The following is a 24492-nucleotide window of genomic DNA, read 5'->3' as shown; positions in this document are numbered from 1 at the left end:
ACCATAAAATCGCATATTCATGAAAAAAACCTTCCTTTTTTCAAAGGAAGGTTCAATAAGCCGTGGATTATTTAAGTTTGTTACGGAGAACCATTTGTAAGATTCCACCGTGACGGTAGTAATCAATTTCAACTTCAGAGTCGAAACGTGCGATGACTTTGAATTCTGTCACCGTTCCGTTTTCATGTGTCGCTTTTGCGTTCAAGATATCGCGTGGACGTACAGACTCATCGACTTGGATATCGATTGCCTCCTCACCAGTCAATCCGAGTGACTCTGCTGATTCACCCTCTAAGAATTGAAGTGGAAGTACACCCATCATAACAAGGTTTGAACGGTGAATCCGCTCGAAACTTTGTGCGATGACCGCACGAATGCCAAGGAGGTTTGTCCCTTTCGCAGCCCAGTCACGAGACGACCCCATTCCGTAGTCGTTTCCAGCAAGGACGACAAGTCCAGTACCTTGTTCTTTATACTTCATTGCAGCATCATACATCGGCATGATCTCACCTGTTGGCCAGTAAGTCGTGAATCCACCTTCTGTACCTGGTGCGACTTGGTTGCGGATACGAATGTTGGCGAACGTACCACGCATCATGACTTCATGGTTACCACGGCGGGAACCGTAAGAGTTGAAGTCAATTGGCTCCACCCCTTTAGAAAGGAGGTATTGACCAGCTGGTGTCGTCTTCGAGAATGATCCCGCTGGCGAGATGTGGTCAGTCGTGACCGAATCCGCGAACTTCCCGATGACGCGTAAGCCATTCAATGCATGAACTTCGCCCGCCTCTGGTTCGAGTTGTTCGAAGAACGGTGGGTTTTGGATGTATGTCGACTCATCTGAGAAGTCATACAAGTTACCTTCTGGAACGTCTAGCGCGTTCCAACGCTCGTTACCAGTGAAGACCGTTTCGTATTCTTTACGGAACGCTTCTGGTGACACGACTTCTTGTACGACCATCTTGATTTCATCGTTTGATGGCCAAATGTCTTTGAAGTACACTTCATTTCCATCTTTGTCCGTACCGAACGAATCGTTCATGATGTCGAAGTTGACTGATCCTGCGAGTGCGTAAGCGACGACGAGTGGTGGTGACGCCAAGAAGTTCGCCTTCACGAGCGGGTGAACGCGTCCTTCAAAGTTACGGTTCCCAGAAAGGACAGAAGATACGAGCAAGTCGTTCTCCGTGATTGTTTCTTCGACTTCACGGTCAAGTGGACCCGAGTTTCCGATACATGTCGTACAGCCGTAACCTACTGTGTTGAAGCCGAGTTCATCCAAGTAAGAAGTCAAGCCAGCTTTGTCAAGATAGTCCGTTACGACTTTCGAACCTGGCGCGAGTGATGTCTTCACGTATTTTGGAACAGTCAAGCCGCGTTCTACCGCTTTCTTCGCAACGAGTCCAGCACCGACCATAACGTAAGGGTTTGATGTGTTCGTACAGCTTGTGATGGCAGCAATCGCGACATCTCCTGTGCTCATGTCGACGGCACCGTCTTCATAGTTGACAGTCGCCTTCTTCTCAAGTTCAGAACGGTCAAGTCCAAAGCCGCTGTTCCCTGCTGGAGCGCTCAAGCTATCGATGAACGATGTTTGAACGTCTGAGAGGTTGATTCGGTCTTGTGGACGTTTTGGACCTGCAAGTGAAGGTTCAACTTTTGACAGGTCGAGCGTCAATACTTTCGTGAACGTTGGATCAGCTTGGTCTGGCGTGTAGAAGAGATCGTTCGCTTTTGAGTATTCTTCAACGAGTGAGATCAACTCTTCAGAGCGACCAGTGGTACGCATGTAGTTCAATGTTTCCGTATCGACTGGGAAGAATCCACATGTCGCGCCATATTCTGGCGCCATGTTTGCGATTGTTGCACGGTCTGAAAGTGGCATCGTGTGAAGCGACGGTCCGAAGAATTCAACGAATTTCCCGACTACTTTTTCATGACGGAGCATCTCTGTTACGACGAGTGCCACGTCTGTCGCTGTTACACCTGGGTTCACTTCACCGATGATTTTTACACCGACGACTTCTGGCACTGGGAAGTACGATGGTTGACCGAGCATACTTGCTTCCGCTTCGATTCCTCCAACGCCCCATCCAAGAACACCGAGTCCGTTGATCATCGTTGTGTGCGAATCCGTTCCGACGAGTGAATCTGGATAAGCCACAGTACCTGATGCATCGTTTTTCTCGAGGACGACAGAAGCCAAGTACTCTAAGTTTACTTGGTGAACAATCCCCGTTGCAGGTGGTACGGCACGATAGTTGTCAAACGCCGTCTGAGCCCAACGTAAGAACTTATAACGCTCTTCGTTACGTTCGAATTCAATGTCCATGTTTTTCATCAATGCGCCAGCGAAACCGTACGCATCTACTTGAACAGAGTGGTCAACGACGAGGTCCACAGGGATTTCTGGGTTGATTTTGTTCGGGTCTCCACCGAGGTCCGCCATCGCTTTACGAAGTGAAGCAAGGTCTACGACCGTCGGTACACCCGTGAAGTCTTGAAGTACAACGCGTGCCGGCTTGAACGGTACGTCAATGTCTTTCGAGACGTCGGCAGTACCCCATTTTGCCAAGTTCTCGACATGTTCTTTTGTAATCGCGCGACCGTCTTGTTGACGGAGTACCGATTCGAGAAGTACGCGAATCGAATAAGGTAAACGGCTGATGTTCGTTAACCCTTCTTCTTCTAACTTTTTCAATCGATAAAAATCATACGATTGCCCGTTCGCCTCGAACGATGTCCGAGATGCGAACGCGTCTAAAACATTCGTCTGTTCCATTGCAATTTCCCCCTTTTTGAAAGCGCCGACCACACGACAATGCGTAATCGCTTACTTTTCACATATTTATCATAATACAAGTATAGCGTGACGTAAAATACATTCCGTCACAAATTAGTCATAAGTAAAACTTATCAATTCACTGAAAAAGGGATAAACGACAAAAAACACCTCAAAACTGAGGTGTTTGCACATTATTCTTCTGTTCCAATCTCTTCGTTGACATCTAAAGCCTCAACGAGAGTCAAATCGTCCGCATGACGTTCAGCGAACCGCTCATACGTGAACTCGTTCGCGAACAGGAAGACCGGACGTTCCCAGCGGTCAGTGACAAGCATGTTCCGTGAGTCTTGGAAAGGTTTCAACGCTTTCAATTCTTTATCTTTTACCCAACGTGCAACGCTGTATGATACAGGTTCCATCCGGATGTCTACGCCATACTCATTGTTCAAACGATATTCAAACACTTCAAACTGGAGTTGACCGACCGCACCGAGATAAATCTCATTGTATTCGTTGCGATAAACTTGAATCGCCCCTTCTTGCGCGAGTTGCTCTACACCTTTGTGGAAGTGTTTTGACTTGAGCGAGTTGACTGGTGATACTCGCATAAACAACTCAGGTGGGAAAGTCGGCAATGCTTCAAAGGCAATCTTTTGCTTCGATGTCGTAATTGTATCCCCGATTTGATACGTACCTGAATCATAAATCCCGATGACATCTCCTGCGAACGCTTGGTCAACCGTCTCACGATCGTTGGCCATGAGCTGCGTAGACTGGCTCAATTTGATTTTCTTGCCGGTCCGGGTGAGTGTGACGTCCATTCCACGCTCGAACACACCTGAACAGATTCGAACGAATGCGATGCGGTCACGGTGCGCCGGGTTCATGTTCGCTTGAATCTTAAAGACGAACCCACTGAAATCTTCTGATGTCGGATTGATTGGACCGACGTTCGATTTACGCGCCTCTGGAGCTGGCGACATCTCCAAATAATGATTCAAGAACGCAGTCACACCAAAGTCAACGAGCGCCGTTCCGAAGAATACGGGCGTCAATTTACCGCTTTGGATTGCTTCCACATCAATCTCATTTCCTGCTCCGTCGAGTAAATCGATCTCATCGCGAAGATTCGTCAAGTTCTCTTCAGAAAGATGGTCAGCGAGTATCGGGTCGTTTACCCCGTCCTCACTTAGTTGAAGGGTCGACTTGTCTCCGCGGAACAAATGAACTTCATTTTTCATCCGGTCATAAACACCTTCGAACTGCATCCCACTGCCGATCGGCCATGTGATGGCAACTGAAGGCATGCCGAGCACTTCCTCAAGTTCTTCCATCAATTCAAGCGGATCTTTGGCCTGACGGTCCAATTTGTTCATGAACGTAAAGATTGGAATACCGCGCATACGACAAACTTGGAATAGTTTCTTCGTCTGCGTCTCGATCCCTTTCGCGGCATCGATGACCATGACCGCACTGTCGACAGATGTCAATACGCGATACGTATCCTCACCGAAATCGTTGTGCCCAGGTGTATCCATGATCGACACGACTTTGTCTTGATAGATGAATTGCATGACAGACGATGTAACCGAGATTCCACGTTGTTTCTCAATTTCCATCCAGTCTGATTTTGCGTGTTTTGAATTTTTACGCGCTTTGACGGTACCCGCTTCACGAATTGCACCACCGTGCAAAAGTAACTTCTCTGTTAATGTCGTCTTACCCGCATCCGGGTGAGAGATGATCCCGAATATTCGGCGTCTCTCGACTTCTTGTTTCAATTGGTTCATATACGATAGACCTTTCCTTTCTCGACTCACTTCATGCTTATTCTCGTAGCAACGCTATCTATTCTAACGAAATCGATTGAGTTCGTCTATCCTAACGAGACGTACGCCTTTTGCAAATGGATTCTTTTTTGTATACTAACGATGACAGTAAGTGAATGTATAGAACGGGGGAAAAACGATGCCAGAAAACTTGATGATGTATTTCATTGTATTCTGGGGATTCGTCATGATCGGACTCATGACGATTGGCGGGTACTTCATGTTTCGTAAGTTTTTAAAACGAATGCCGAAAGAAGACGGGCGTTCCCTTTTAGACATTGAGGATGATTATATAGAGAGAACGCGTCACTTATGGACGCCGGAAACGCGAACCCTGTTAGACCGACTCGTTTCACCGGTTCCAGAACTATTTCGGGACGTCGCCATCCGAAAAATTGCAGGCAAGATCGGTCAGTTTGCCCTCGAATCTCGTGCTAAGAAGATGACGACCGAACTCGTTGTAAAAGGATATATTGCCGCAACGCCGAAGCGAGACCACAAATTCCTTAAAAAAGCGCTAGCCGAAGAACAAATCGACTGGACACCTTACGAACACTATTTTCAGCAGTAAACTCTTTCCATCCAGGTTAGAGTTTTTTTATTTTGTCGAATTGTGCATTTTGCCTATTGGGTCGAAAGTACCTTTTCTTCCGTTTTTAATTATATAGACATAATGTTCAATATTTAGTCAATATTGAAAACGCTTACAATAAATTGGTATGACCAATATTACAATAATGTTAGTGAATTCGACATGAAAAAAAGGCATGACTCCTCTCATTTTCCCATCGCATAATGGATTTATCTTACAGCTTAGGAGGGGTTTTATGCATGACGTGACACAAGTTACCCAAACGACCAGTAGTCATTCCGCTCAGTCAATCACAGAACACGAGACGTTCCATCAACTGATGCGTGAAAAAAATCGTTTTATCGTTCCCGCTATCATCTTCTCACTTATTTTCTATTTCACGCTTCCTGTTTTGACAAGTTACACAACGATCTTGAATACACAAATTGTTGGTGACATCACTTGGGCTTGGGCGTTCGCCTTCTCCCAGTTTATTATGACGTGGACACTGTGCGTGCTCTATAGTCGTCGTGCCCGGCGCTTTGATGCACTCGTGAGACAACTGAAGGAAGAGGTGAAATCATGAACTGGACAGCAATTGCCCTCTTTACCGCCATTGTCGGTCTCACCCTTGTCATTACATATTTCGCCGCTAGAAAAACGAAAACCGCCAGTGATTTCTACACGGCGGATGGTGGATTGACTGGTTTCCAAAACGGTCTCGCAATTGCAGGGGACTATATGTCTGCCGCTTCTTTCTTAGGGATTGCAGGCATGATCGCACTCGCTGGATTTGATGGCTTTTTCTATTCCATCGGCTTCCTCGTTGCCTATCTCGTTGTCCTCTATCTCGTCGCGGAGCCACTCCGCAATCTTGGGAAGTATACGATGGCCGACATGATTGCCGCTCGCTTCAATAAGCCACGCGTGCGTGGTGTCGCTGCGATGAATGCCATCGTCATCTCTATTTTTTATATGATTGCCCAGCTTGTTGGGGCCGGTGCATTGATTGAACTATTGCTCGGCATCCCGTATACGACAAGTGTCGTTGTCGTCGGGATATTGATGACGGTTTACGTCGTATTCGGTGGGATGACGGCGACTTCATGGGTACAGATCACAAAAGCCGTCTTATTGATGATTGGGACAGCCATCATCTCATTTCTCGTCTTTGCACGATTCGACTTCTCAATCATGACGATGTTCAATGAAGTGAGCAAAGCCACACCGCTCGGTAGTGACTTCTTGAACCCAGGCAACAAGTTCAAGCTCCCGCTCGATACGATTTCGTTAAATATGGCACTCGTACTCGGTACAGCTGGTCTTCCACACATCTTGATTCGATTCTTTACCGTCAAAGATGCACCGACGGCAAGACAGTCGGTCGTATATGCGACGTGGATCATTGGAGCGTTCTACATTTTGACAATCTTCTTAGGTTTCGGGGCAGCAGCTTTTGTCGGACGAGACGCCATTCTCGCCGCGAACCCTGCAGGTAACATGGCGGCTCCTCTCCTTGCGCAAGTACTCGGTGGCGACCTTTTGTTCGCCTTCGTGGCAGCCATCGCATTCGCGACCATTCTAGCGGTCGTCGCCGGTCTCGTCTTGTCAGCCGCTTCTGCTTTCGCTCACGACTTCTATGGTCACATTATCCGGAAAGGGGAAGCGACAGAGAAAGAACAAGTAAAAGCCGCCCGGATCGCTTCTGTGGCAGTCGCCCTCGTCTCGATGGGACTTGCCTTCTTTGCTCAATCGATGAACGTGGCGTTTCTCGTGTCACTCGCCTTTGCTGTTGCGGCAAGTGCGAACTTACCAGTCATTCTCTTCACGATTTTCTGGAGACGTTTTAACACAGGTGGTGCAATCTGGGGGATGGTCGTCGGTTTGTTCTCTTCTTTAATCCTGGTCGCACTCAGTCCAAACCTATGGGCACCGGACGGCTCAGCCATTTTCATTGGAGAAGCGCTCTTCCCACTCTCGAACCCAGGCATCGTCTCGATTCCACTCGGTTTCCTTGCAGCTATCATTGGTACGCTCGTCACGAAGTCCGACGAAGCCGCCGGAAACTACGAACGGATTCTCGTCAAAGCAAACACGGGAATCGATTCGGAGACGGAAGTGGCTGTCACAAAAGAATCGTAAACAAAAATGGAGCGGCCATGAGCCACTCCATTTTTTACGTGATCGCAATTCGTTTATACTTTTGATACATTGCGATTCGCCATGGGACGATCATCCCCCAGGCAATCAAGTAGAACAATCCACCTGTCGAGAAGATATCGACTTCATGCCCGACCCAAACTTTCATCGCCGTACGAATCGCAAGTAGCGCGAACACGACGATAAAAAATGCTTTTGAGCGTGACAAGTACACTTCTCCGTCCCGTTTTTCGAAGTTTGACGTTTTGATGAGGAACAGACTAAAAATTAGCCCGACCGCTAACGCCTCAAGTACTTCGACCCACGATAAACGAAATGCGGGAATCAAGAACTGAATCATCCCAGTCGTCATCGCAAGTGGTGGAATTAAGATTTTTTTTGCATTCGTCGGTTTCGCTGATGCTTTCACACGCACGAAACTCGCCACGATACCCATCAATAACGCAACGAGAGTCGACCCCCATAACATTGACATCTCGGTCAACCCCTTAAAATCCGGTGAATCCGACAAGTTCGCTCATCCAAGCAGCGAAGCGGTTCATCCCGTCAAAATATAATAATACACCGAATGCCATCATCAGATAGCCGCCGACTTTTGCAACTTTTGCACTGTTACGTGCTAAGTACTTGATCTTGCCTACAAACGCGACCATCACTAAGAATGGAATCGCGAAACCGATGACATACGCCAACATGTAACCGAGACCTTGGCTCGGATTGGTTGCCGCAAGTGCAATCACACCTGCTAAAATCGGACCCGTACACGGCGTCCATCCCGCAGCAAAACCAATTCCGATTAATACGGTTCCAAAATAGCCGCTCTTTCGCTCGCCAATGTCCATCTTCTTTTCGCGCATCATAAATTGCGGTTGCCATAGACCGGCCAAAAAGACGCCGAACACGAAAATTAAAATGGCGCCGAACATCCGCAAACTATCTTTATACTGGATGAAGACGTCTGCAATTAACGAAGTCGATAATCCAAGCACAAGAAAGACAATCGAAAAGCCGAACAAGAACGAAAACGTGTGGAACCAAGCTGTACGCTGTTTCAGTCCTTCATTTTTTAATTCAGATACGGAAACCCCTGTAATATACGAGAGAAACACTGGATATAACGGGAGCGTACATGGTGACAAAAACGATAAGACGCCCGCCCCAAATGCGAGCCATAATGTGACTTCCATGACGATTTCCACCTTTCACGACCATTATAGCGAAAACCTATTTAAATTGCTCGAATCTTTTCTTTCAGAACGAAACATCATTTTGTAATTTTTGAAATGGAAATGAAACTTGTCATCTGTAAACGTAGGTGCTAAGATTTGGATATTCTAGTTCGCAAAATTCTAATTTACATGATGGGGGAACGAACGTGGCAGTCACCGCAGCAGATACACTACACCAGGCCATTGAACAGAAACGTGATGAACTGTATAAAATCGCGTCAAAGCACACTTGGACCTCACCAGAAGTCATTCTGGTCAGTCAAGAACTTGACTCTCTCATTACTCGTCATGTCCTCTCAAAGCATAAAAAAGATCAGCATTCGAATTGACCTTGATGGCTCGTCACTCTCCGTGGCGAGCTTTTTTTCCATGGAAAAAGGACACCCCAAGAGGTATCCCTTCCAATTCAAGACATCAGACGTTGTCCAGACTGTAATTCATACATTTTTTTGTACAGACCGTTTTGCTTCAATAACTGCTGATGATTCCCACGCTCGACGATTTCTCCTCGATGCAGGACTAAAATCAAGTCAGCATCTTGAATCGTTGAAAGACGGTGAGCGATGGCAATCGTTGTACGACCACGGCGCATACGGTCGAGCGCCGTCTGTACGCGTTCCTCTGTCTCCGTATCAATCGAACTCGTCGCCTCGTCGAGGATGAGTACTTTCGGATTACGGGCGACCGTTCGCGCAAATGCGAGCAATTGTCGCTCACCGCTCGAAAATGTCGCGCCACGCTCTCCGACAACATGTCCGTACCCGGCATCTAACTTCTCGATGAACGTGTGCGCCTGAACAAACTCAGCGGCTTCACGGGCACGTTCCGAATCGATATCTGGATTGAATAGCTTTAAATTATCTTCAATCGTCCCAGTGAATAGAAACGGATCTTGTAGCACCAATCCGACTTGTTGACGAAGCTCTTGCTCTTCAAATTGTTCGAGAGGCTGCCCGTCAATGGTGATGCGACCCGAACCATATGGATAGAAGCGGGTCAATAAGTTGATAATCGAACTCTTCCCGCTACCTGTATGACCCACGAGCGCGACCGTCTCACCAGGTTTTGCAACGAATGAGATTTGCTTCAATACATCGACTTCCCCGTCGTAGCTGAACGTCACGTTCTCAAACCGCACTTCACCTTCTGTAATCTGTGCCTCGCCTGGAATTTGCTTTCCTGGTGCCGGCTCATCTGTATCCAAGATTTTAAAGACACGGTCTGCTGATACGACAGCTTGTTGGAATTCACTCAATCGCTGCATAATATCGAGAACTGGTCGGAAGATCCGTTCGATATAGCTGATGAATGCGTAGACGACCCCGACCTGTACTTGTTCACTCATCGAGAGCACCCCGTAATATCCGAGGAGACCGATAATTGAGAAAGCAAGAAGGAGTTCGATGATTGGGCGTAGCAACATACTGTCTAGCTTTAAGTTCCGATATCGTGCCTCTTGGTGCGCCTCATTCGTCTCTTCGAATTGACGGATGAGTCGCTCCTCTTGACGAAACTGTTGGATGATCCCCATGCCGTTGATCGACTCGTTCAGTTGGGCGTTGAGTTGTGACAAGAGGTCCCTCACTTGTGCGAAATATTTCGTTGAGAAACGACGATATGCCCAAATGATGAGCCAGAAGAGCGGCAACAAGACGAGTCCCATCGTCGCAAGCGGAGGTTCTAATATGTATAGGAAAATATACGTCCCAATCAATTGAACAGCAGACTGGACGAACGTGCTCATCACACCGACGTACAATTCTTTGACCGCTTCCGTATCATTCGTAATCCGTGAAACGAGGACGCCCGCTGGTGTTCTGTCGAAATAGGCGAGCCGCATCCCCATGACGTGGCGGAAAATATCCATACGTATGTTCTGAACAATCTTCAACGCAATCTTTTGAAACGAAATCGACTGCAGATAATCAAACACGATTGCGGATACATGAAGAACCATATAGACCGCGAAGAGTGCGATGACCCAGTTCGTCGGGTAGACACCAGGCGTGACGAATTCATCGATGAACACTTTGATTAAAAACGGACCGGCCAATTTGGCACCTGTCGCAATCAGTAGGAAGACGAAAGCGATACTGAGCGACTTCCCGTATCGTGTTGCATAACTGAGTAGCCGTTTGATGACTTGCCATTCTTGAACATCATGCTTCATCATGTCCACCCCCTTCTACAATCGCCTCAAGTTGTTGACGATCATACGTCTCTCGGTACCAGCCGGCTTCCTGAAGCAATGCATCATGACGCCCACGTTGGACGATTTTGCCGTCTTCAATCACGAGAATCTCGTCTGCATGTTCAACAGCAGAGAGTCGATGCGCCACGATCACCCGTGCCTGTTCAGGGTTTCCGACACGGAAGTGTTCGATGATCGACTCTTCCGTCTTCGCATCGACTGCAGATAGTGCGTCATCCAAAATCAAGACGTCCGCTTCAGTCATGAGCGCACGCGCGATGGATATACGTTGTTTCTGTCCACCTGACAAGGTCACACCGCGTTCCCCGACAAGCGTCGCGTATCCTTCCGGTAGCCGGATGATATCCTCATGCACCTCCGCGACTTTAGCCGCCTCGATAATTTCTTCCATGCTCGCATCGGGTCTTCCGAAAGCGATATTGTTCGCAATCGAATCAGAGAACAAGAAATGATCTTGTGGCACTACCGCAATTTTGTCCATCAATAATGATTTTTTCACTTGGCGAATATTGATGCCTCCGATTTTAATCTTTCCGTCTTTCACATCATATTCACGGGTCAACAGACGGACAATCGTCGTCTTACCCGCACCTGTCCTGCCGACAATGCCAATCGTCATTCCGCGCTCAATCCGAAAGTGGACATCACGGAGTACGACGGTCTCGTCATAAGCGAAGTGTCGCACATCGACTTCCACTTCTGAATGTGCAAGTGTTGTCGCGGCCATTCGGTCATCTTGAATCTCCGGTTTGACGGCGAGCATTCGCTCGATTCGGTCATACGATGCCCGTCCACGTTCGACAATGTTGAATAACCAACCGAACGCCAGCATCGGCCACGTCAACAGTGCCAAATAGGCAGTGAAGCTAACGATTTGTCCAATCGTCAATTCACCTTGTTCAATCAAGACGGCGCCATACCCGACCGAGAGGATGTAGGACAAGCCAACAATCCCAAAGATGGTCGGATCATATAACGCATCAATTTTGGCGACTCGTACGTTTTTTGCCATGACCTCACTCGATAAGTTCTCAAACGAATCCACGTCTCGGTCGACTTCCCCGGTCGACTTCAAGACACGAACCCCACTGACACTCTCCTGCACTTTGTCATTCAATTCTGAAAATGCTGCTTGGGCGACGCCAAAGCGGCTATGTAACATCTTCCCATACCGTGTCGTCAGAGCGACCATGATTGGCAGAGGGAGTAAAGCAACGAGTGTGAGCTTCCAACTGATCGTCGTGATCATCGTAATGATGACGAACGTCCCAAGCGTCACGCTATCGACGAGTGTCAATATTCCCGCACCTGCCGTCATCGATACGGCCTGCACATCATTCGTCGCGTGGGCCATCAGGTCGCCGACACGTGACTTTTTGTAAAATCGTTGATCGAGATCGGTAAAGTGCCGATACAGTTGGCTACGTAACATTCTCCCAAGTCGAATCGAAGCGCCGAATATGAAATAGCGCCAAAAGAAGCGGGCAACATAATTCCCAATCCCGACTGCTGCGAGACCCCCGAGTAACATCCAGAGCGTATTCGACGAGAGTGAACCTCGGTTGATTTCGTCGACGATTCGGCCAATGATACGCGGTGGAATCAATTCTAGCCCTGCCACGAATATGAGTAAGACGATGCCGAGTGCATACGTCTTCCACTCGAGACGCAAAAACCAAGACAATTGTTTAAATACACGAATATGAAACGCCCCCTTTGTCTTTATATGAAGATTATTCATTAATCGTAGCGAAAGTTTGTTCGATTGTCTAACAAAAAGAGGAAACAAAAAAGCACTTCGGTATCCGAAGTGCTCTCGTGATTGATTATGATTTCTTTTCGTTTTTCATCTGCACGTTCATGGCGCGCATCACTTGGTTGACTTTCTTCTGTGATGGCTTTTGACCCATTTGCATCATCAACGTACGAATCATATCTTCATTGATTGGCGGGTTCTGTTCAAGGTAGTTCATCATGTATTTACGCGCGATGAAGAATCCGATCGCGATACCCCCGATGAGTGCTGCCACGACAAGAAGAATCCAGAATAATGTACTCAAGGCTTTACCTCCTCTACCATATGAAACATCGTTTTTTACTATACACTAAATTGAACAACTTCGCTAGTCGTCCAGAAAAAAAGTGACGACCAAACGAATGGCCGTCACGAGAATTTCGAATTCGATTAAAGCGATTTTACTGCGTTGACGACGTTGTCGACTGACATGCCGTATTCTTTCATGAGGAGGTCCCCAGGTGCAGATGCTCCGAACTTGTCGATTCCGAGTACTTTTCCACCGAATCCTACATATTTATACCATCCAAGTGTCGCACCCGCTTCAAGTGATACACGTTTCGTGATTGAAGATGGAAGGACAGACTCTTTATATTCAGCAGATTGTGCTTCAAAGAGTTCCCATGATGGCATCGATACGACTGCCGCATTCACGCCTTCAGCCGCAAGCTGCTCACGCGCTTCAACGAGGACGTGTACTTCAGAACCCGTACCGAGCAAGAGGACGTCTGCATCTTTCGATTCACCTGCAACGACGTATGCTCCTTTTGCTGCCGTTTCAACTGATGTGCCTTCGAGCTCTGGCAACGCTTGACGTGTCAAGACGAGGAGTGAAGGTGTCGTTTTCGATGTTACCGCTTGTTTCCAAGCAGCGATTGTTTCCTTCCCGTCTGCCGGGCGAAGAACAGAGAGGTTCGGCATCGCGCGGAAACTCATCAAATGTTCAACTGGCTCGTGTGTTGGGCCATCTTCACCAACTGCAATTGAGTCGTGCGTCAAGATGAACGTTGACGGAAGTCCCATGAGTGCAGCAAGACGAACTGCCGGGCGAAGGTAATCCGAGAAGACGAAGAATGTCGCACCGTATGGAAGGACGCCACCGTGAAGAGCCATTCCGTTTACAGCTGCTGCCATTGCGAACTCACGTACACCAAACCAGATGTTACGTCCAGCTGGATCTTCATCGAAGTCCACTGCACCTTTAATCATCGAGTTGTTTGACCCTGCAAGGTCAGCAGATCCACCGAAGAGAGTCGGTACAGCTTTTGCGATTGCGTTTAGGACTTCACCGCTCGTTTGACGTGTTGCTTTTTTCGAACCAATTTCGAATGTTGGCAACTCGCTGTCCCAACCTTCAGGAAGTTCGTTATTCATTGCACGCTCGAATTGTGCACCGAGTTCTGGATGTGCCGCTTTGTACGCTTCTACGAGTTCGTTCCAGTCTGACTCATATTTCGCGCCAGGCTCGACAACTTTCTCGTTGAATAAGTCATATACTTCGTTTGGTACGTAGAATGACTCGCCTTCCCATTTATAGAACTGTTTCGTCAATTCGATTTCAGCATCTCCAAGTGGAGCACCGTGTGACGCAGATTTACCTGATTTGTTCGGTGAACCGAATCCGATGACCGTTTTCACTTCGATCAATGTCGGTTTTGACGTTTCAGCTTTCGCCGCATCGATTGCTTTTGCGATTGAATCGATGTCTGTTCCGTCTTCGACACGAATGACTTGCCATCCGTACGCGTTGAAACGATCTTCTACGCTTTCAGAGAACGACTTGTGAAGATCGCCATCGAGTGAGATATCGTTTGAATCGTAAAGAACGACAAGTTTACCGAGCTTCAAGTGACCAGCGAGTGATGCCGCTTCTGCCGAGACACCTTCCATTAAGTCACCGTCTCCGCAAATCCCGAACGTATAGTGGTCAACGACGTTGAACTCGTCGCGGTTGTAAGTCGCTTCTAAGTGCTTCTCTGCCATGGCCATCCCGACAGCCATTGCAATCCCTTGTCCAAGTGGTCCCGTCGTCGCATCGACACCAGCCGTATGACGGTATTCTGGGTGACCAGGAGTCTTCGAGTCCATTTGACGGAATGATTTAAGGTCGTCCATCGACAAATCATATCCAGACAAGTGAAGGAGCGAATACAAGAGCATCGATCCATGACCTGCCGAAAGAACGAAACGGTCACGGTTGAACCAGTTTGGGTTTTTCGGGTTGTGACGCATTTTGTCTGTCCAAAGTGTAAACGCCATAGGTGCAGCACCCATCGGCATCCCTGGGTGACCAGAGTTCGCTTTTTGGACCGCATCAATTGAGAGCGTCCGGATCGAGTTAATCGCTAATAATTCTTTAGTAGTTGTTTCCACTAATTTCATCCTCTCTGTGTTAAGAAGGTTTTCTACCCGTCATATTTTATCACACTCATTCGTGTGTCACAACTAATTAATTAGTATAACACATTGAGTGAAATCGTTTCCTTCAATTGCCTTAAAAAAACAGCAATCCGTTCGTCTGATGACCATTCGTGTATAACAAAAATGCACATCCTATACGAAATAGGATGTGCATTCAGCATCACTCGCCACGATAGCGTTTTTGATCTTCTTTCAACTTCTCTGGTGTGACGTCGTTTCCTTCTGGATCGACGACCTTCATCCCCATCATTTGCGATTTGAACGATTGACGGAACGCCTTCAAATATTCTTGGCGTAAATCTTGTTGTTCGTTCATCTCATCTTGAGACAGTCCTTCTGTCTTCGCTTTGTTGGCGAGGAAATTGATTCGCTCCAATTGTCCTGGTGCTAACATCTGACTCGCCCCCTCTCTAGTGAATTTGTTCTTATACTTTACAAAATCAGAGAGGAAGAATCAAGTTTCAGCTACTGACTGGTGCTCGAGATACCGTCGATTGACGGTCGCTTTCGACACTTCATAACCGAATCCACGGAGGGTTGCCGCAATCTCAGCAAACGTCAACCCGCGCTCGCGTAGTTGGATAATCTCCTCGATCGGCACTTCGATTCGATGTCGCCCACCTTGATCGTTGTTTTGAATATTATGCTGTGGGTTAAATCCGTTGGCGACGGCACGGCGCATCCCGCGAGAAATTTTAGCGTTGTGAATTTTACGTTGATACTCTTCCACAACACTTACAATCTCTAAAACCATTTTTTCGGCATCGGAAACGACATAGTCCGACGTCGATTGCATCGTCAGCAACCGAACGTCATGCTTCATCAATGTATGCAAGATGGCAATCTTGGCATTTCCTCGTCCCAGGCGACTGTCGTCCGTGACAAGAACGGCATCCAAATCAGACATCGACACATGGTCAAGCAAATCAAGAAGCCCTTGTCGATTCACTTCATATCCACTCTCTTGCTCCGTGATGATCTCTATGACTTCTGCCCCTAGTTGCGAAGCCAGATGCTGTAATTCATCGACTTGTCGACTGAGTGATGTCTCTTGGGTGGACTTGTTCGTCGATACCCGACAATAGATGACGACTCGCATCGCATCACTCCCTTTCATCGCATTCATTCCTTACGATACACAGTTCGAGAACGGTTCGCAATGATCAACAATCACTCAGCGGCATACCATTTTGTTTTTCGTTCATTATGCTCTTCTCGCTCTGCCATAATTTGTGCTTCGAGTGATTCCGCTTGGACATAAGCGACTTCTTCTTCAATCGTACGTTCCTCCGTAGTGACGACTGGTTCGACTACTGCCGGTTCCCCTCGCATCTCCCCTGCCAAATAAAAAGCGAACATCCCGACCAAGAGCATCCCGACTAAAATGATTCCGTTAAGTGTGTCTTTCATGATTACATTGCCTCCTGTATAAGAATATATGTTCGTTAGAACGTTTGTTCGTTTATCTGTTCTCATCATAAAACAAGAACCCGTGTTCGGTCAACACAAAAAAACGAACGAATGTTTGTACGCTCATGTGTTCTTGTGTTACACTAGACACATAAAGAATAGGATGCGTTTGCAGGTTATTCGATTACATCGAGGTGAACATAATGAAAAAAATGTCAGCGCGACAACAACAGATTCTTGATTTCATCAAAGACGAAGTTCGGGCAAAGGGATATCCGCCTTCTGTTCGTGAAATTGGAGAAGCCGTCGGCCTTGCTTCTAGTTCGACCGTACACGGTCACTTAGATCGTTTGGAAAAACGCGGGTTGATCCGTCGAGACAAGACGAAACCTCGCGCGATTGAAATTTTGACTGAAGATATGCCGGCAATGGAAGAGCAAGAGTCCGTCATGTACGTACCGGTCATCGGGAAAGTTACCGCCGGGACACCGATTACCGCCATCGAGAACGTGGAAGAACACTTCCCGCTCCCGGCACATATCGTCGGTTCAGATAATGTATATATGTTGTCCGTTTCCGGAGATTCGATGATCAACGCCGGAATTTTGGACGGGGACCGCGTGCTCGTTCGTCAGCAAAGCACCGCCGACAATGGAGAGATTGTCGTCGCCATGACCGATGAGGGCGAGGCGACTGTGAAACGGATTTATAAAGAAGCTTCAAAAGTCCGTCTTCAACCGGAAAACGATGAGTTGGAAGCGATGTATTTTGACAACGTCTCGATTTTAGGGAAGGTCATCGGTGTATACCGGACGATTCATTAATGGCTAGTGGCAAGACCCATACCCGAACGAATCTCGTGGCAACCGGCGCACTTGCGGTTGCCACGCCTTTTATTGAAATCGATATTCCGTTCGCATTGATCATCGGTGCGATTATCGGTACACTCTGGCTCTCCCCAGATCTTGACTTAAAATCAGATGCCTATTACCGATGGGGTCCACTTAAATTCATATGGCTCCCATATGTGAAGCTCATGCCACACCGTTCGCTCTTTTCGCATTTACCTGTTTTGAGTGACCTAATTCGGATTGCGTACATCGGCTTTCCACTCATTCTACTTTTGCCTTTCACGGCATATGAAACAGAAATTCGGTCGTGGGTGGACGTTCACGGCATGTCGTTCTTTTTAGGTCTCGTATTTGCAACGACGCTACACACGATGCTCGACTATACATCAACATTTTTTAAGAAAGCATTCTGAACAATTAAAAGGACCACCTGCCGATTTTTTCGCGGAGGTGGTCTTTTTACTTAAATGGCATAGTAAATGAAAGAGCACGGAACAATCTTCAGATGAAGGTCATTCCGTGCTCTTTTTGCATATTTCTTCTATTAGTAGAGCGTCATGTACTGATCGCGTTCCCACTCCGTGACTTGCATACGGAACATATCCCACTCGATTTCTTTCAATTCGAGGAAGTGTTCGCCGATGTGCTCACCGAGTGATTCCATCACGACTTTGTCCGCACGAAGGACTTCGAGTGCGTCGAAGAGCGTTGCTGGGAGATCGTCGATTCCGTTCGCAACACGCTCTGGCTTGTCCATCACGTAGATGTTGCTGTCGATTGGTTTTGGTGCATTCAAATCTTTTTCGATTCCGTCAAGACCTGAAGCCAAGAGAGCAGCAAGTGCGAGGTACGGGTTCGCTGCTGGGTCAACCGAACGTACTTCGATACGAGTCGAGAGACCACGTGCTGCTGGTACACGTACGAGTGGCGAACGGTTGCGTGCGCTCCATGCAACGTAGCAAGGTGCTTCGTAACCAGGTACAAGACGCTTGTAAGAGTTCACAGTCGGGTTACATACTGCTGTGAACGCACGAGCGTGCTCCAAGATACCAGCTGTGAACGCGCGAGCTGTGTCTGAAAGTTCCATGTCGCCATTCGGATCGTAGAAGACGTTTGTGTCACCTTTGAAGAGTGACATGTTCGCGTGCATTCCAGAACCGTTTACTCCAAAGAGTGGTTTTGGCATGAATGTCGCGTGAAGACCATACTTCGCAGCGATCGTCTTAACAACGAGCTTGAACGTTTGGATGTTATCTGCCGTTGTGACAGCATCTGCATACTTGAAGTCGATTTCGTGTTGTCCTGGTGCAACTTCGTGGTGTGATGCTTCGATTTCAAAGCCCATGTTTTCAAGTTCGATGACGATTTCTTTACGGCAGTTTTCACCGAGGTCAACTGGCGCCAAGTCGAAATATCCACCTTGGTCGTTAAGTTCAAGTGTCGGACGACCTGATGCGTCTTTCTTGAACAAGAAGAATTCTGGCTCTGGTCCAACGTTGAACGCTGAGAAGCCAAGTTTTTGCATTTTCTCAAGGTTACGCTTGAGTGTACCGCGCGGGTCACCACTGAATGGTGTACCGTCTGGGTTATAAATATCACAAATTAAGCGAGCGACTTTTCCGCTGCCATCTGTCCACGGGAAGACAACCCATGTGTTGAGGTCTGGATATAAGTACATGTCTGATTCCTCGATGCGGACGAATCCTTCGATTGACGATCCGTCAAACATCATCTTGTTATCAAGTGCTTTGTCCAATTGGCTGATCGGCACCTCGACGTTTTTGATTGTTCCGAGGATATCCGTGAATTGAAGACGAATAAAGCGTACGTCTTCCTCTTGTGCGATGCGTTTAATGTCTTCTTTTGTGAACGTTTTTCTGGCCATGGTAAAATGTCCCCTCTCACATTGTGTAATGGTTGATGTGTGCGGCGTTATCGATAAAAACGTGAAAGCTCGCCTTGAATGAGCGACGTCTTATTGAAACGACCGGCTTCTTGAAGCTGTGTTTTCAACAAATGATGTAACTCTTTTTCCGAAACCTTTGGTGCTTCATTGACCGGTGCGGCCGGAGCAGACGTTTCCGCTTCTTTTTCACTTTCTTGCTCTAACATGTGGCGAATTGCCGCCAAATTAAAGCCTTGGTCAATGTAATCCTTGATTGCGAGTAGACGTTCGACATCATTAAAGGAATAAAGCCGTCGTTTCGATTCCGTCCGACTAGGCGAAATCAGACCCTGTTCTTCATAATACCGAATCTGTCTACCAGTCAGTTGCGTCAGATCTTGGACGATTCCAATCGGAAACAACGGGTTGGAGCGACGAAATTGATCAGCCATCCTTACCCCTCCTTTTCTGTCTCACAATGTGAGAATAATACATGATAACAATCCTGTCAATAGATGTTAAGAAAGTTAACATGACAGAACGGTTACAAATGTGCTTGTTGATTTTGGTCGTTGAATTCGACCAGTCCTTTATCGTGTAATTGGCTCAACGCCAACATAAGCGCGACTTTCACATGAGCATACGTCAGACCACCTTGAACATACGCTGTGTATGGTGCACGAAGTGGTCCATCCGCTGACAGCTCGATCGATGAACCTTGAATGAACGTCCCTGCTGCCATGATGACATCATCTTCATATCCAGGCATATAGGCCGGAACGGGTAACGCATGAGCGTTTACCGGCGATGCCATTTGGATGCTTTGACAAAATGCAATCATCTTCTCACGGTCGCGGAACGTCACCGATTGAATCAAGTCCGTTCTTGGAGTCGAATAGTGTGGGTCAGTCTCAAATCCAATCAACGATAAAAGGCTTGCCGTCAAGTGTGCCCCTTTCAATGCCTGTGCGACAGTATGGGGAGCCATATAAAAGCCCTGATACATTTCTTGAAGCGAATAGAGCGATGGTCCGGCTTCACTCCCGATACCTGGAGTCGTCATCCGGAACGAACAACGTTCAATCAGTTCTTTCGTCCCTGCGATATACCCTCCCGTCTTCGCCAATCCGCCCCCTGGGTTCTTGATAAGAGAACCCGCCATCAAGTCGGCACCGACGTGCGTCGGTTCGATTGTCTCGACAAATTCACCGTAGCAATTGTCCACGAACACATACACATGAGGATGCGCCGCTTTGATGCGTTCGATGGCGATCTTGATTTCTTCGACTGGAATACTGCGACGATTCGCATATCCTTTCGAGCGTTGAATCCCGACGAGTTTCGTTTCTGGACGAATTCGTTCGATGACGCGGTCGATGTCGATTTCACGTTCCTCTTTTAATTCGACAGTGTCGTAATGGACACCAAGCTCTTTTAATGAGCCGCGACCGTCTCCACGGATGCCGACGATTTCCTCGAGCGTGTCATATGGCTTCCCTGTGATATACAGCAATTCGTCACCTGGTAGGAGGACACCGAACAAGGCAATCCCGATCGCATGCGTACCCGAGATGATTTGCGGACGGCATAATGCGAGCTCTGCTCCGAACACGTCTGCATAAATCGACTCGAGCGTGTCACGACCGAGATCATCATATCCATACCCTGTCGTCGGATTAAAATGGAAATCCGATACTTTGTGCTTTTTAAACGATTCGAGAACACGATACTGGTTGAACTCAGCCGTCTCTTCAATCTTCTCAAAAAATGGTTTCACTCGTGCCTCGGCCTTTTTCACATACGGCGCGAGTGCATCATAATGTTCAATCTTTTCTTGCCACATACTTACACCTCAAATTGTTTTAGCGTCGCATATAGACGCGTGTCTTCTCTCATATAGCCTACCAACTCGACAGAACCGTCATCCAAGAAGTTTTCTTCAAGCCGATACATCGCCTCTTTGGCTGGGTGGTAATGTTCAAAAGCCGTCACCGGTAAGACGACGTGGACTTTTGTTAAAATGTCCGAGATTTTATCTTCGAGTGCACCAATCAACTGTTCGATGTCTTCTGATGCGATCGCCGAGATCAACAGCGGCCCACCGACGAAGTCTTCCGTGAGCCGGTCTTTCTTATTATATACCTCGAGTTGTGGGACCTCACTCGCACCGAGTTCTTCCAATACCGCATTCGTCGTATCGATTTGGTTCAAATAATGTGGGTTCGATGCATCGATGACGTGGAGGATCAAATCGGCACCGACCACTTCTTCCAAAGTCGAACGGAAGGCTGCAACAAGTTTCGTTGGCAAGTCACGAATAAATCCGACCGTATCGGTAATCAAGACTTTCCCGCCGCGTGGAAGTTCGAGTTCACGCGTCAACGGATCAAGTGTTGCGAACAACTCATCCTGTTCATACGTATCTGCATCCGTCAATCGGTTAAAGATTGTCGACTTCCCGGCATTCGTATACCCGACGAGCGCGACCTGGAAGACGCGATTTTCTTTCCGACGTTCCCGGTAGCGATCCCGGTGTGCGACCGTTCCTTCGAGTTGCTTTGTAATCTCATCGATGCGACGCTTGATGTGGCGACGGTCCGACTCAAGTTTTGTCTCACCCGGTCCACGAGTCCCGATTCCACCACCGAGTCGCGAGAGCTGTGTCCCTTGCCCGATGAGACGTGGTAGTAAATAGTTCATCTGCGCGAGTTCGACCTGCAATTTCCCTTCGCGCGATTGCGCACGGCTCGCAAAGATGTCTAAGATGAGCTGCGTACGGTCAATCAGCTTCATCTCATCCGGGTCGTTCAAGGCGATGCGAATGTTCTTCGACTGCGCCGGTGTCAACTCGGCGTTAAAGATTAACAAATCCGGCTCGAACTGTTCGACGAGCATCGCGAGCTCTTCAATTTTCCCTTTCCCGATAAAGGTACGACGGTCGACTTGCTGACGTTTTTGGTCGAGTCGTGCGACGACTTCACCTTGCGCCGTATCCACGAGTTCGACGAGCTCGCCCATCGACTGTTCATATGTCCAATCATCGACATTCGGTAACTGACAGCCGACGATGACAACTTTTTCACGTTCTATCATGTAATCCCTCATTCCATAAAGTCTCACCTTTCATCTTACCACGAATCAACGTATAGAGAACGTCCGTTTGTGGTAGGATAAAAGAAGAAGGAGGCTCGACCATGACGAAACGTAGAAAAGACTATCCGCTCCCGGAATTTATCGAAACGTACTTGTATCATCTCGGAGCAAGCGGCCGTCAACCCTCGACGCTAAAACGATATCGCTACGACTTGATTGACGTGCATAAATACTTTCACGACCACAATGTCGAACTGAACGAACCGACGGACTGGTTAGACGTCCCCATCGAATCGTGGAAGACGTTTGTGAATGACTTTTTAATCGAAGAGAAGCACTATCAACAGGCGACCGTCGCTCGAATCGTCACGGTCATCAATAGCCTGACCCACTTTTTAAATCCGCTTCGGAAGAAGATGCTCGCCTACTCGCAGCCGGCACATACGTTGTCCATCGACCAAATCGCACTCGAGTCTGAATTCGATCGTCTTGTTCATACGATTCGTTCGACGAGGGGCTTGAGCGAGAATCAGTTGCAAGCCCACCCGTATCTCGTCAATCGGAACGAACTGATTGTGACGCTCTTCTATAAATACGGCTTGCGTGTCCATCACATCATTCGTTTGCGTATGAGCGACCTGCATCTGGCTGATCATACTTTTGACGTGTATGACCGTCTCGGGAACCAGTTCACGTTGAAGCTCTCGCAAGAAGACCAATCGTTACTTATGAATTATTTGGCCGACATCCCGACACCGGTGCGACCACGCTGGTACTCCGAAGATCCGGTTTTCGTCTCATTCGATTTTGCACGGATGACATTCCGCTGGGTATATGCGAAAAATCAACCGAAGCAACTAACGATTGTCATGATCACGAAGATGATGCGGCAGCTAAACGAACGGAGCGGGCTCGCGCGTTCTGTCACCCCGTCAATGCTTCGAAACGCCCATGTGTTAAAGACATATGCGAGCGATATGACACCATCCGAGCGGATGAACCTTACCTGTATGCATAAAGAATCTTCCTTGCGTCGCTATGAACAGGCGTACGAAGAGTTCGGAACTGAATTATTCGAGTCAGACGAAAGACCCGCCCTCTCGTGAAGGGCGGGTCTAGTTCTGTTAATGAACTTAAATATTCTATTAACATACTTGTTCAAAAAAAGATTTAACATGGAGTTCTGACACTTCGTCAAGTTTGGAAGGATTCCATTTCGGAGTACGATCTTTTTCAACAAGTACCGAACGGACTCCTTCATAAAAATCATGGGATTTCATAAAATTCATTGCGAGGCTTCGTTCCATGTCAAAACACGCTTGAAGAGATTGCCCCTTCCCTTTCTGTATTTGACGAAGGGTCACCTTTAGTGAAGTCGGTGATTTGGATAAGAGTGTCTTCATCGTTCTATCAGCCCATTCACCCCCAGTTCTCGCAGCTTCATTAAGAGATGAAATGATTTCTTCAATCGTTTCAAACTGAAAGTGATGATCAATTTTGTCTTGTACCGATGATATTGACGAAGGAAGAGAAATTGACTTTCGGAACGCCCCCAATAGCTGTTCAAGTTCCATATCAACCGAATCCGGCATCCAACGTTTTTCCATCATCTCTTCTTTTAACTTCGGCCAATCTTTGCTCTCAATAAAATAGTCAGCCGCTCCAATATAGAGTACATCGGATGCCTGAAAAACATTAGCGGTTAGAGCGAGGTATTTACCAACAAAACCAGGCATTTGATTTAAAAAATAACTTGCCCCGACATCAGGAAAAAAACCGATGTTCATTTCAGGCATTGCCCACTTTGATGATTCTGTGACAATCCGGTGCGAGGCACCAATGGATAGTCCAACACCACCTCCCATGACTATACCATCCATAAATACGACGACTGGTTTTGGATAATGATGAATCTCATAGTCTAACTCGTACTCAATCGAAAAGAACTGATTGGCGTAAGCTTCAATACCTTTTTCTTTTAAATCGTATAAGGTTCGCATATCTCCACCTGCACACAAACCTTTTTCGCCTTCTCCATAAATACATACTAATGAAACTGTGTCATCTAGCTTCCATTTTTTTAGCTGTTCATTCATCGTATCTACCATGTCAACGTTTAAAGAGTTTAACGCACGGGGGCGATTCAGCTTGATCCACCCAATTCCATTTTGAAGTTCTGCGACGACACTTTCTCGATCATCCACTATCAATCACCGCCTTGAAGATTATATTGGTTAATATAAATTAAACA

23 protein-coding genes are annotated in these 24492 nt (G+C 47.4%); 7 read left to right on the top strand and 16 right to left on the bottom strand.

Annotated features, from left to right (window positions below; all coding sequences use genetic code 11):
- Window positions 1–67: 67 nt before the first annotated feature.
- Window positions 68–2782 carry an aconitate hydratase AcnA gene (gene acnA / locus ACQKD4_RS05835; protein WP_427372720.1) on the bottom strand — a complete coding sequence of 905 codons (2715 nt, stop codon included), beginning with the start codon at window positions 2780–2782 and terminating at the stop codon, window positions 68–70.
- 194 nt (window positions 2783–2976) lie between these two features.
- On the bottom strand, window positions 2977–4575 hold the full coding sequence (locus tag ACQKD4_RS05830; protein WP_427372719.1) for a peptide chain release factor 3: 1599 nt from the start codon (window positions 4573–4575) through the stop codon (window positions 2977–2979).
- 178 nt (window positions 4576–4753) lie between these two features.
- Here ACQKD4_RS05830 and ACQKD4_RS05825 point away from each other — a divergent pair, with 178 nt between their 5' ends.
- From ACQKD4_RS05825 to ACQKD4_RS05815, 3 genes are all read left to right on the top strand, one after another.
- Window positions 4754–5185, top strand: a complete 432-nt coding sequence (locus ACQKD4_RS05825) for a DUF2621 domain-containing protein (protein WP_074033193.1) — start codon at window positions 4754–4756, stop codon at window positions 5183–5185.
- A 256-nt stretch (window positions 5186–5441) separates the two neighbouring features.
- Window positions 5442–5771 carry a DUF485 domain-containing protein gene (locus ACQKD4_RS05820; RefSeq protein WP_339962699.1) on the top strand — a complete coding sequence of 110 codons (330 nt, stop codon included), beginning with the start codon at window positions 5442–5444 and terminating at the stop codon, window positions 5769–5771.
- Complete coding sequence (locus ACQKD4_RS05815; protein WP_271304696.1) at window positions 5768–7327, top strand: solute symporter family protein; 1560 nt, start codon at window positions 5768–5770, stop codon at window positions 7325–7327. Before ACQKD4_RS05820 ends, ACQKD4_RS05815 begins: the two co-directional genes overlap by 4 nt.
- 34 nt (window positions 7328–7361) lie before the next feature.
- Here the strand turns inward: ACQKD4_RS05815 and ACQKD4_RS05810 are convergent, their stop codons facing one another.
- Together ACQKD4_RS05810 and ACQKD4_RS05805 are read right to left on the bottom strand one after the other, a co-directional pair.
- Entirely contained in the window at window positions 7362–7814 is a 453-nt protein-coding gene (locus ACQKD4_RS05810) for a CcdC family protein (RefSeq protein WP_074033875.1), read from the bottom strand.
- Between the two features lie 19 nt (window positions 7815–7833).
- On the bottom strand, window positions 7834–8532 hold the full coding sequence (locus ACQKD4_RS05805) for a cytochrome c biogenesis CcdA family protein (RefSeq protein WP_012726450.1): 699 nt from the start codon (window positions 8530–8532) through the stop codon (window positions 7834–7836).
- A gap of 188 nt (window positions 8533–8720) precedes the next feature.
- Here ACQKD4_RS05805 and ACQKD4_RS05800 point away from each other — a divergent pair, with 188 nt between their 5' ends.
- Complete coding sequence (locus tag ACQKD4_RS05800; protein WP_074033196.1) at window positions 8721–8903, top strand: aspartyl-phosphate phosphatase Spo0E family protein; 183 nt, start codon at window positions 8721–8723, stop codon at window positions 8901–8903.
- A gap of 77 nt (window positions 8904–8980) precedes the next feature.
- Here the strand turns inward: ACQKD4_RS05800 and ACQKD4_RS05795 are convergent, their stop codons facing one another.
- The 7 genes from ACQKD4_RS05795 to ACQKD4_RS05765 all read right to left on the bottom strand — a co-directional run bounded on the left by ACQKD4_RS05795 (window position 8981) and on the right by ACQKD4_RS05765 (window position 16412).
- Window positions 8981–10744, bottom strand: a complete 1764-nt coding sequence (locus ACQKD4_RS05795; protein WP_427372718.1) for an ABC transporter ATP-binding protein — start codon at window positions 10742–10744, stop codon at window positions 8981–8983.
- Window positions 10734–12488: an ABC transporter transmembrane domain-containing protein gene (locus ACQKD4_RS05790; RefSeq protein ID WP_427373278.1), complete on the bottom strand. Its 1755-nt coding sequence runs from the start codon at window positions 12486–12488 to the stop codon at window positions 10734–10736. Before ACQKD4_RS05790 ends, ACQKD4_RS05795 begins: the two co-directional genes overlap by 11 nt.
- Window positions 12489–12612: 124 nt before the next feature.
- A complete protein-coding gene (locus tag ACQKD4_RS05785; protein ID WP_012726454.1) occupies window positions 12613–12846 on the bottom strand; it encodes a YneF family protein in 234 nt (77 codons plus the stop codon).
- Between the two features lie 125 nt (window positions 12847–12971).
- Window positions 12972–14963 carry a transketolase gene (tkt, locus tag ACQKD4_RS05780; protein ID WP_214692706.1) on the bottom strand — a complete coding sequence of 664 codons (1992 nt, stop codon included), beginning with the start codon at window positions 14961–14963 and terminating at the stop codon, window positions 12972–12974.
- A gap of 199 nt (window positions 14964–15162) precedes the next feature.
- Window positions 15163–15396 (bottom strand): DUF896 domain-containing protein, encoded by a 234-nt coding sequence (locus ACQKD4_RS05775; protein WP_074033199.1) that lies wholly within the window; start codon window positions 15394–15396, stop codon window positions 15163–15165.
- Window positions 15397–15456: 60 nt separating this feature from the next.
- Window positions 15457–16101: a YneB family resolvase-like protein gene (locus ACQKD4_RS05770; protein ID WP_427373276.1), complete on the bottom strand. Its 645-nt coding sequence runs from the start codon at window positions 16099–16101 to the stop codon at window positions 15457–15459.
- Window positions 16102–16172: 71 nt separating this feature from the next.
- Window positions 16173–16412 carry a hypothetical protein gene (locus ACQKD4_RS05765; protein WP_074033200.1) on the bottom strand — a complete coding sequence of 80 codons (240 nt, stop codon included), beginning with the start codon at window positions 16410–16412 and terminating at the stop codon, window positions 16173–16175.
- 203 nt (window positions 16413–16615) lie between these two features.
- Here ACQKD4_RS05765 and lexA point away from each other — a divergent pair, with 203 nt between their 5' ends.
- Both lexA and ACQKD4_RS05755 read left to right on the top strand, forming a co-directional pair.
- Window positions 16616–17236, top strand: coding sequence for a transcriptional repressor LexA (gene lexA, locus ACQKD4_RS05760; protein ID WP_074033201.1), 621 nt, complete (start codon window positions 16616–16618; stop codon window positions 17234–17236).
- Complete coding sequence (locus ACQKD4_RS05755) at window positions 17236–17676, top strand: metal-binding protein (protein WP_214820090.1); 441 nt, start codon at window positions 17236–17238, stop codon at window positions 17674–17676. The genes lexA and ACQKD4_RS05755 overlap by 1 nt, the downstream gene beginning before the upstream one ends.
- A gap of 131 nt (window positions 17677–17807) precedes the next feature.
- On the opposite strand, the gene glnA is transcribed toward ACQKD4_RS05755, so the two are convergent.
- The 4 genes from glnA to hflX form a co-directional block, all read right to left on the bottom strand.
- The gene (gene glnA, locus ACQKD4_RS05750) at window positions 17808–19148 is read right to left on the bottom strand and encodes a type I glutamate--ammonia ligase (RefSeq protein ID WP_214692727.1); all 1341 of its coding nucleotides are present in this window, start codon (window positions 19146–19148) and stop codon (window positions 17808–17810) included.
- Between the two features lie 47 nt (window positions 19149–19195).
- Window positions 19196–19600 carry a MerR family transcriptional regulator gene (locus tag ACQKD4_RS05745; RefSeq protein WP_427372717.1) on the bottom strand — a complete coding sequence of 135 codons (405 nt, stop codon included), beginning with the start codon at window positions 19598–19600 and terminating at the stop codon, window positions 19196–19198.
- A gap of 92 nt (window positions 19601–19692) precedes the next feature.
- On the bottom strand, window positions 19693–20991 hold the full coding sequence (locus ACQKD4_RS05740) for an aminotransferase class I/II-fold pyridoxal phosphate-dependent enzyme (RefSeq protein ID WP_214692731.1): 1299 nt from the start codon (window positions 20989–20991) through the stop codon (window positions 19693–19695).
- 2 nt (window positions 20992–20993) lie between these two features.
- On the bottom strand, window positions 20994–22241 hold the full coding sequence (gene hflX, locus ACQKD4_RS05735) for a GTPase HflX (RefSeq protein ID WP_214692745.1): 1248 nt from the start codon (window positions 22239–22241) through the stop codon (window positions 20994–20996).
- A gap of 101 nt (window positions 22242–22342) precedes the next feature.
- Here hflX and ACQKD4_RS05730 point away from each other — a divergent pair, with 101 nt between their 5' ends.
- Entirely contained in the window at window positions 22343–23347 is a 1005-nt protein-coding gene (locus ACQKD4_RS05730) for a tyrosine-type recombinase/integrase (RefSeq protein WP_214820091.1), read from the top strand.
- Window positions 23348–23386: 39 nt separating this feature from the next.
- Here the strand turns inward: ACQKD4_RS05730 and ACQKD4_RS05725 are convergent, their stop codons facing one another.
- Complete coding sequence (locus tag ACQKD4_RS05725) at window positions 23387–24445, bottom strand: enoyl-CoA hydratase/isomerase family protein (RefSeq protein WP_427372716.1); 1059 nt, start codon at window positions 24443–24445, stop codon at window positions 23387–23389.
- Between the last annotated feature and the right edge of the window lie 47 nt (window positions 24446–24492).

Source organism: Exiguobacterium sp. NPDC077395 (assembly GCF_050269125.1).
Lineage (GTDB): Bacteria > Bacillota > Bacilli > Exiguobacteriales > Exiguobacteriaceae > Exiguobacterium > Exiguobacterium aestuarii_A.
The sequence above is the reverse complement of the archived record's forward strand: the minus strand, read 5'-3'. Positions and strand labels throughout refer to the sequence as shown.

What these genes read in the sequence shown, in the direction of transcription:
- ACQKD4_RS05830 (WP_427372719.1), bottom strand. Translation starts at nt 4,575, where the DNA reads ATGAACCAATTGAAACAAGAAGTCGAGAGACGCCGAATATTCGGGATC.
- ACQKD4_RS05775 (WP_074033199.1), bottom strand. Translation starts at nt 15,396, where the DNA reads ATGTTAGCACCAGGACAATTGGAGCGAATCAATTTCCTCGCCAACAAA.
- ACQKD4_RS05810 (WP_074033875.1), bottom strand. Translation starts at nt 7,814, where the DNA reads ATGTTATGGGGGTCGACTCTCGTTGCGTTATTGATGGGTATCGTGGCG.
- ACQKD4_RS05825 (WP_074033193.1), top strand. Translation starts at nt 4,754, where the DNA reads ATGCCAGAAAACTTGATGATGTATTTCATTGTATTCTGGGGATTCGTC.
- acnA (WP_427372720.1), bottom strand. Translation starts at nt 2,782, where the DNA reads ATGGAACAGACGAATGTTTTAGACGCGTTCGCATCTCGGACATCGTTC.
- ACQKD4_RS05805 (WP_012726450.1), bottom strand. Translation starts at nt 8,532, where the DNA reads ATGGAAGTCACATTATGGCTCGCATTTGGGGCGGGCGTCTTATCGTTT.
- tkt (WP_214692706.1), bottom strand. Translation starts at nt 14,963, where the DNA reads ATGAAATTAGTGGAAACAACTACTAAAGAATTATTAGCGATTAACTCG.
- ACQKD4_RS05755 (WP_214820090.1), top strand. Translation starts at nt 17,236, where the DNA reads ATGGCTAGTGGCAAGACCCATACCCGAACGAATCTCGTGGCAACCGGC.
- ACQKD4_RS05820 (WP_339962699.1), top strand. Translation starts at nt 5,442, where the DNA reads ATGCATGACGTGACACAAGTTACCCAAACGACCAGTAGTCATTCCGCT.
- ACQKD4_RS05730 (WP_214820091.1), top strand. Translation starts at nt 22,343, where the DNA reads ATGACGAAACGTAGAAAAGACTATCCGCTCCCGGAATTTATCGAAACG.
- ACQKD4_RS05745 (WP_427372717.1), bottom strand. Translation starts at nt 19,600, where the DNA reads ATGGCTGATCAATTTCGTCGCTCCAACCCGTTGTTTCCGATTGGAATC.
- ACQKD4_RS05815 (WP_271304696.1), top strand. Translation starts at nt 5,768, where the DNA reads ATGAACTGGACAGCAATTGCCCTCTTTACCGCCATTGTCGGTCTCACC.
- ACQKD4_RS05770 (WP_427373276.1), bottom strand. Translation starts at nt 16,101, where the DNA reads ATGCGAGTCGTCATCTATTGTCGGGTATCGACGAACAAGTCCACCCAA.
- ACQKD4_RS05795 (WP_427372718.1), bottom strand. Translation starts at nt 10,744, where the DNA reads ATGAAGCATGATGTTCAAGAATGGCAAGTCATCAAACGGCTACTCAGT.
- hflX (WP_214692745.1), bottom strand. Translation starts at nt 22,241, where the DNA reads ATGATAGAACGTGAAAAAGTTGTCATCGTCGGCTGTCAGTTACCGAAT.
- ACQKD4_RS05740 (WP_214692731.1), bottom strand. Translation starts at nt 20,991, where the DNA reads ATGTGGCAAGAAAAGATTGAACATTATGATGCACTCGCGCCGTATGTG.
- glnA (WP_214692727.1), bottom strand. Translation starts at nt 19,148, where the DNA reads ATGGCCAGAAAAACGTTCACAAAAGAAGACATTAAACGCATCGCACAA.
- ACQKD4_RS05765 (WP_074033200.1), bottom strand. Translation starts at nt 16,412, where the DNA reads ATGAAAGACACACTTAACGGAATCATTTTAGTCGGGATGCTCTTGGTC.
- lexA (WP_074033201.1), top strand. Translation starts at nt 16,616, where the DNA reads ATGAAAAAAATGTCAGCGCGACAACAACAGATTCTTGATTTCATCAAA.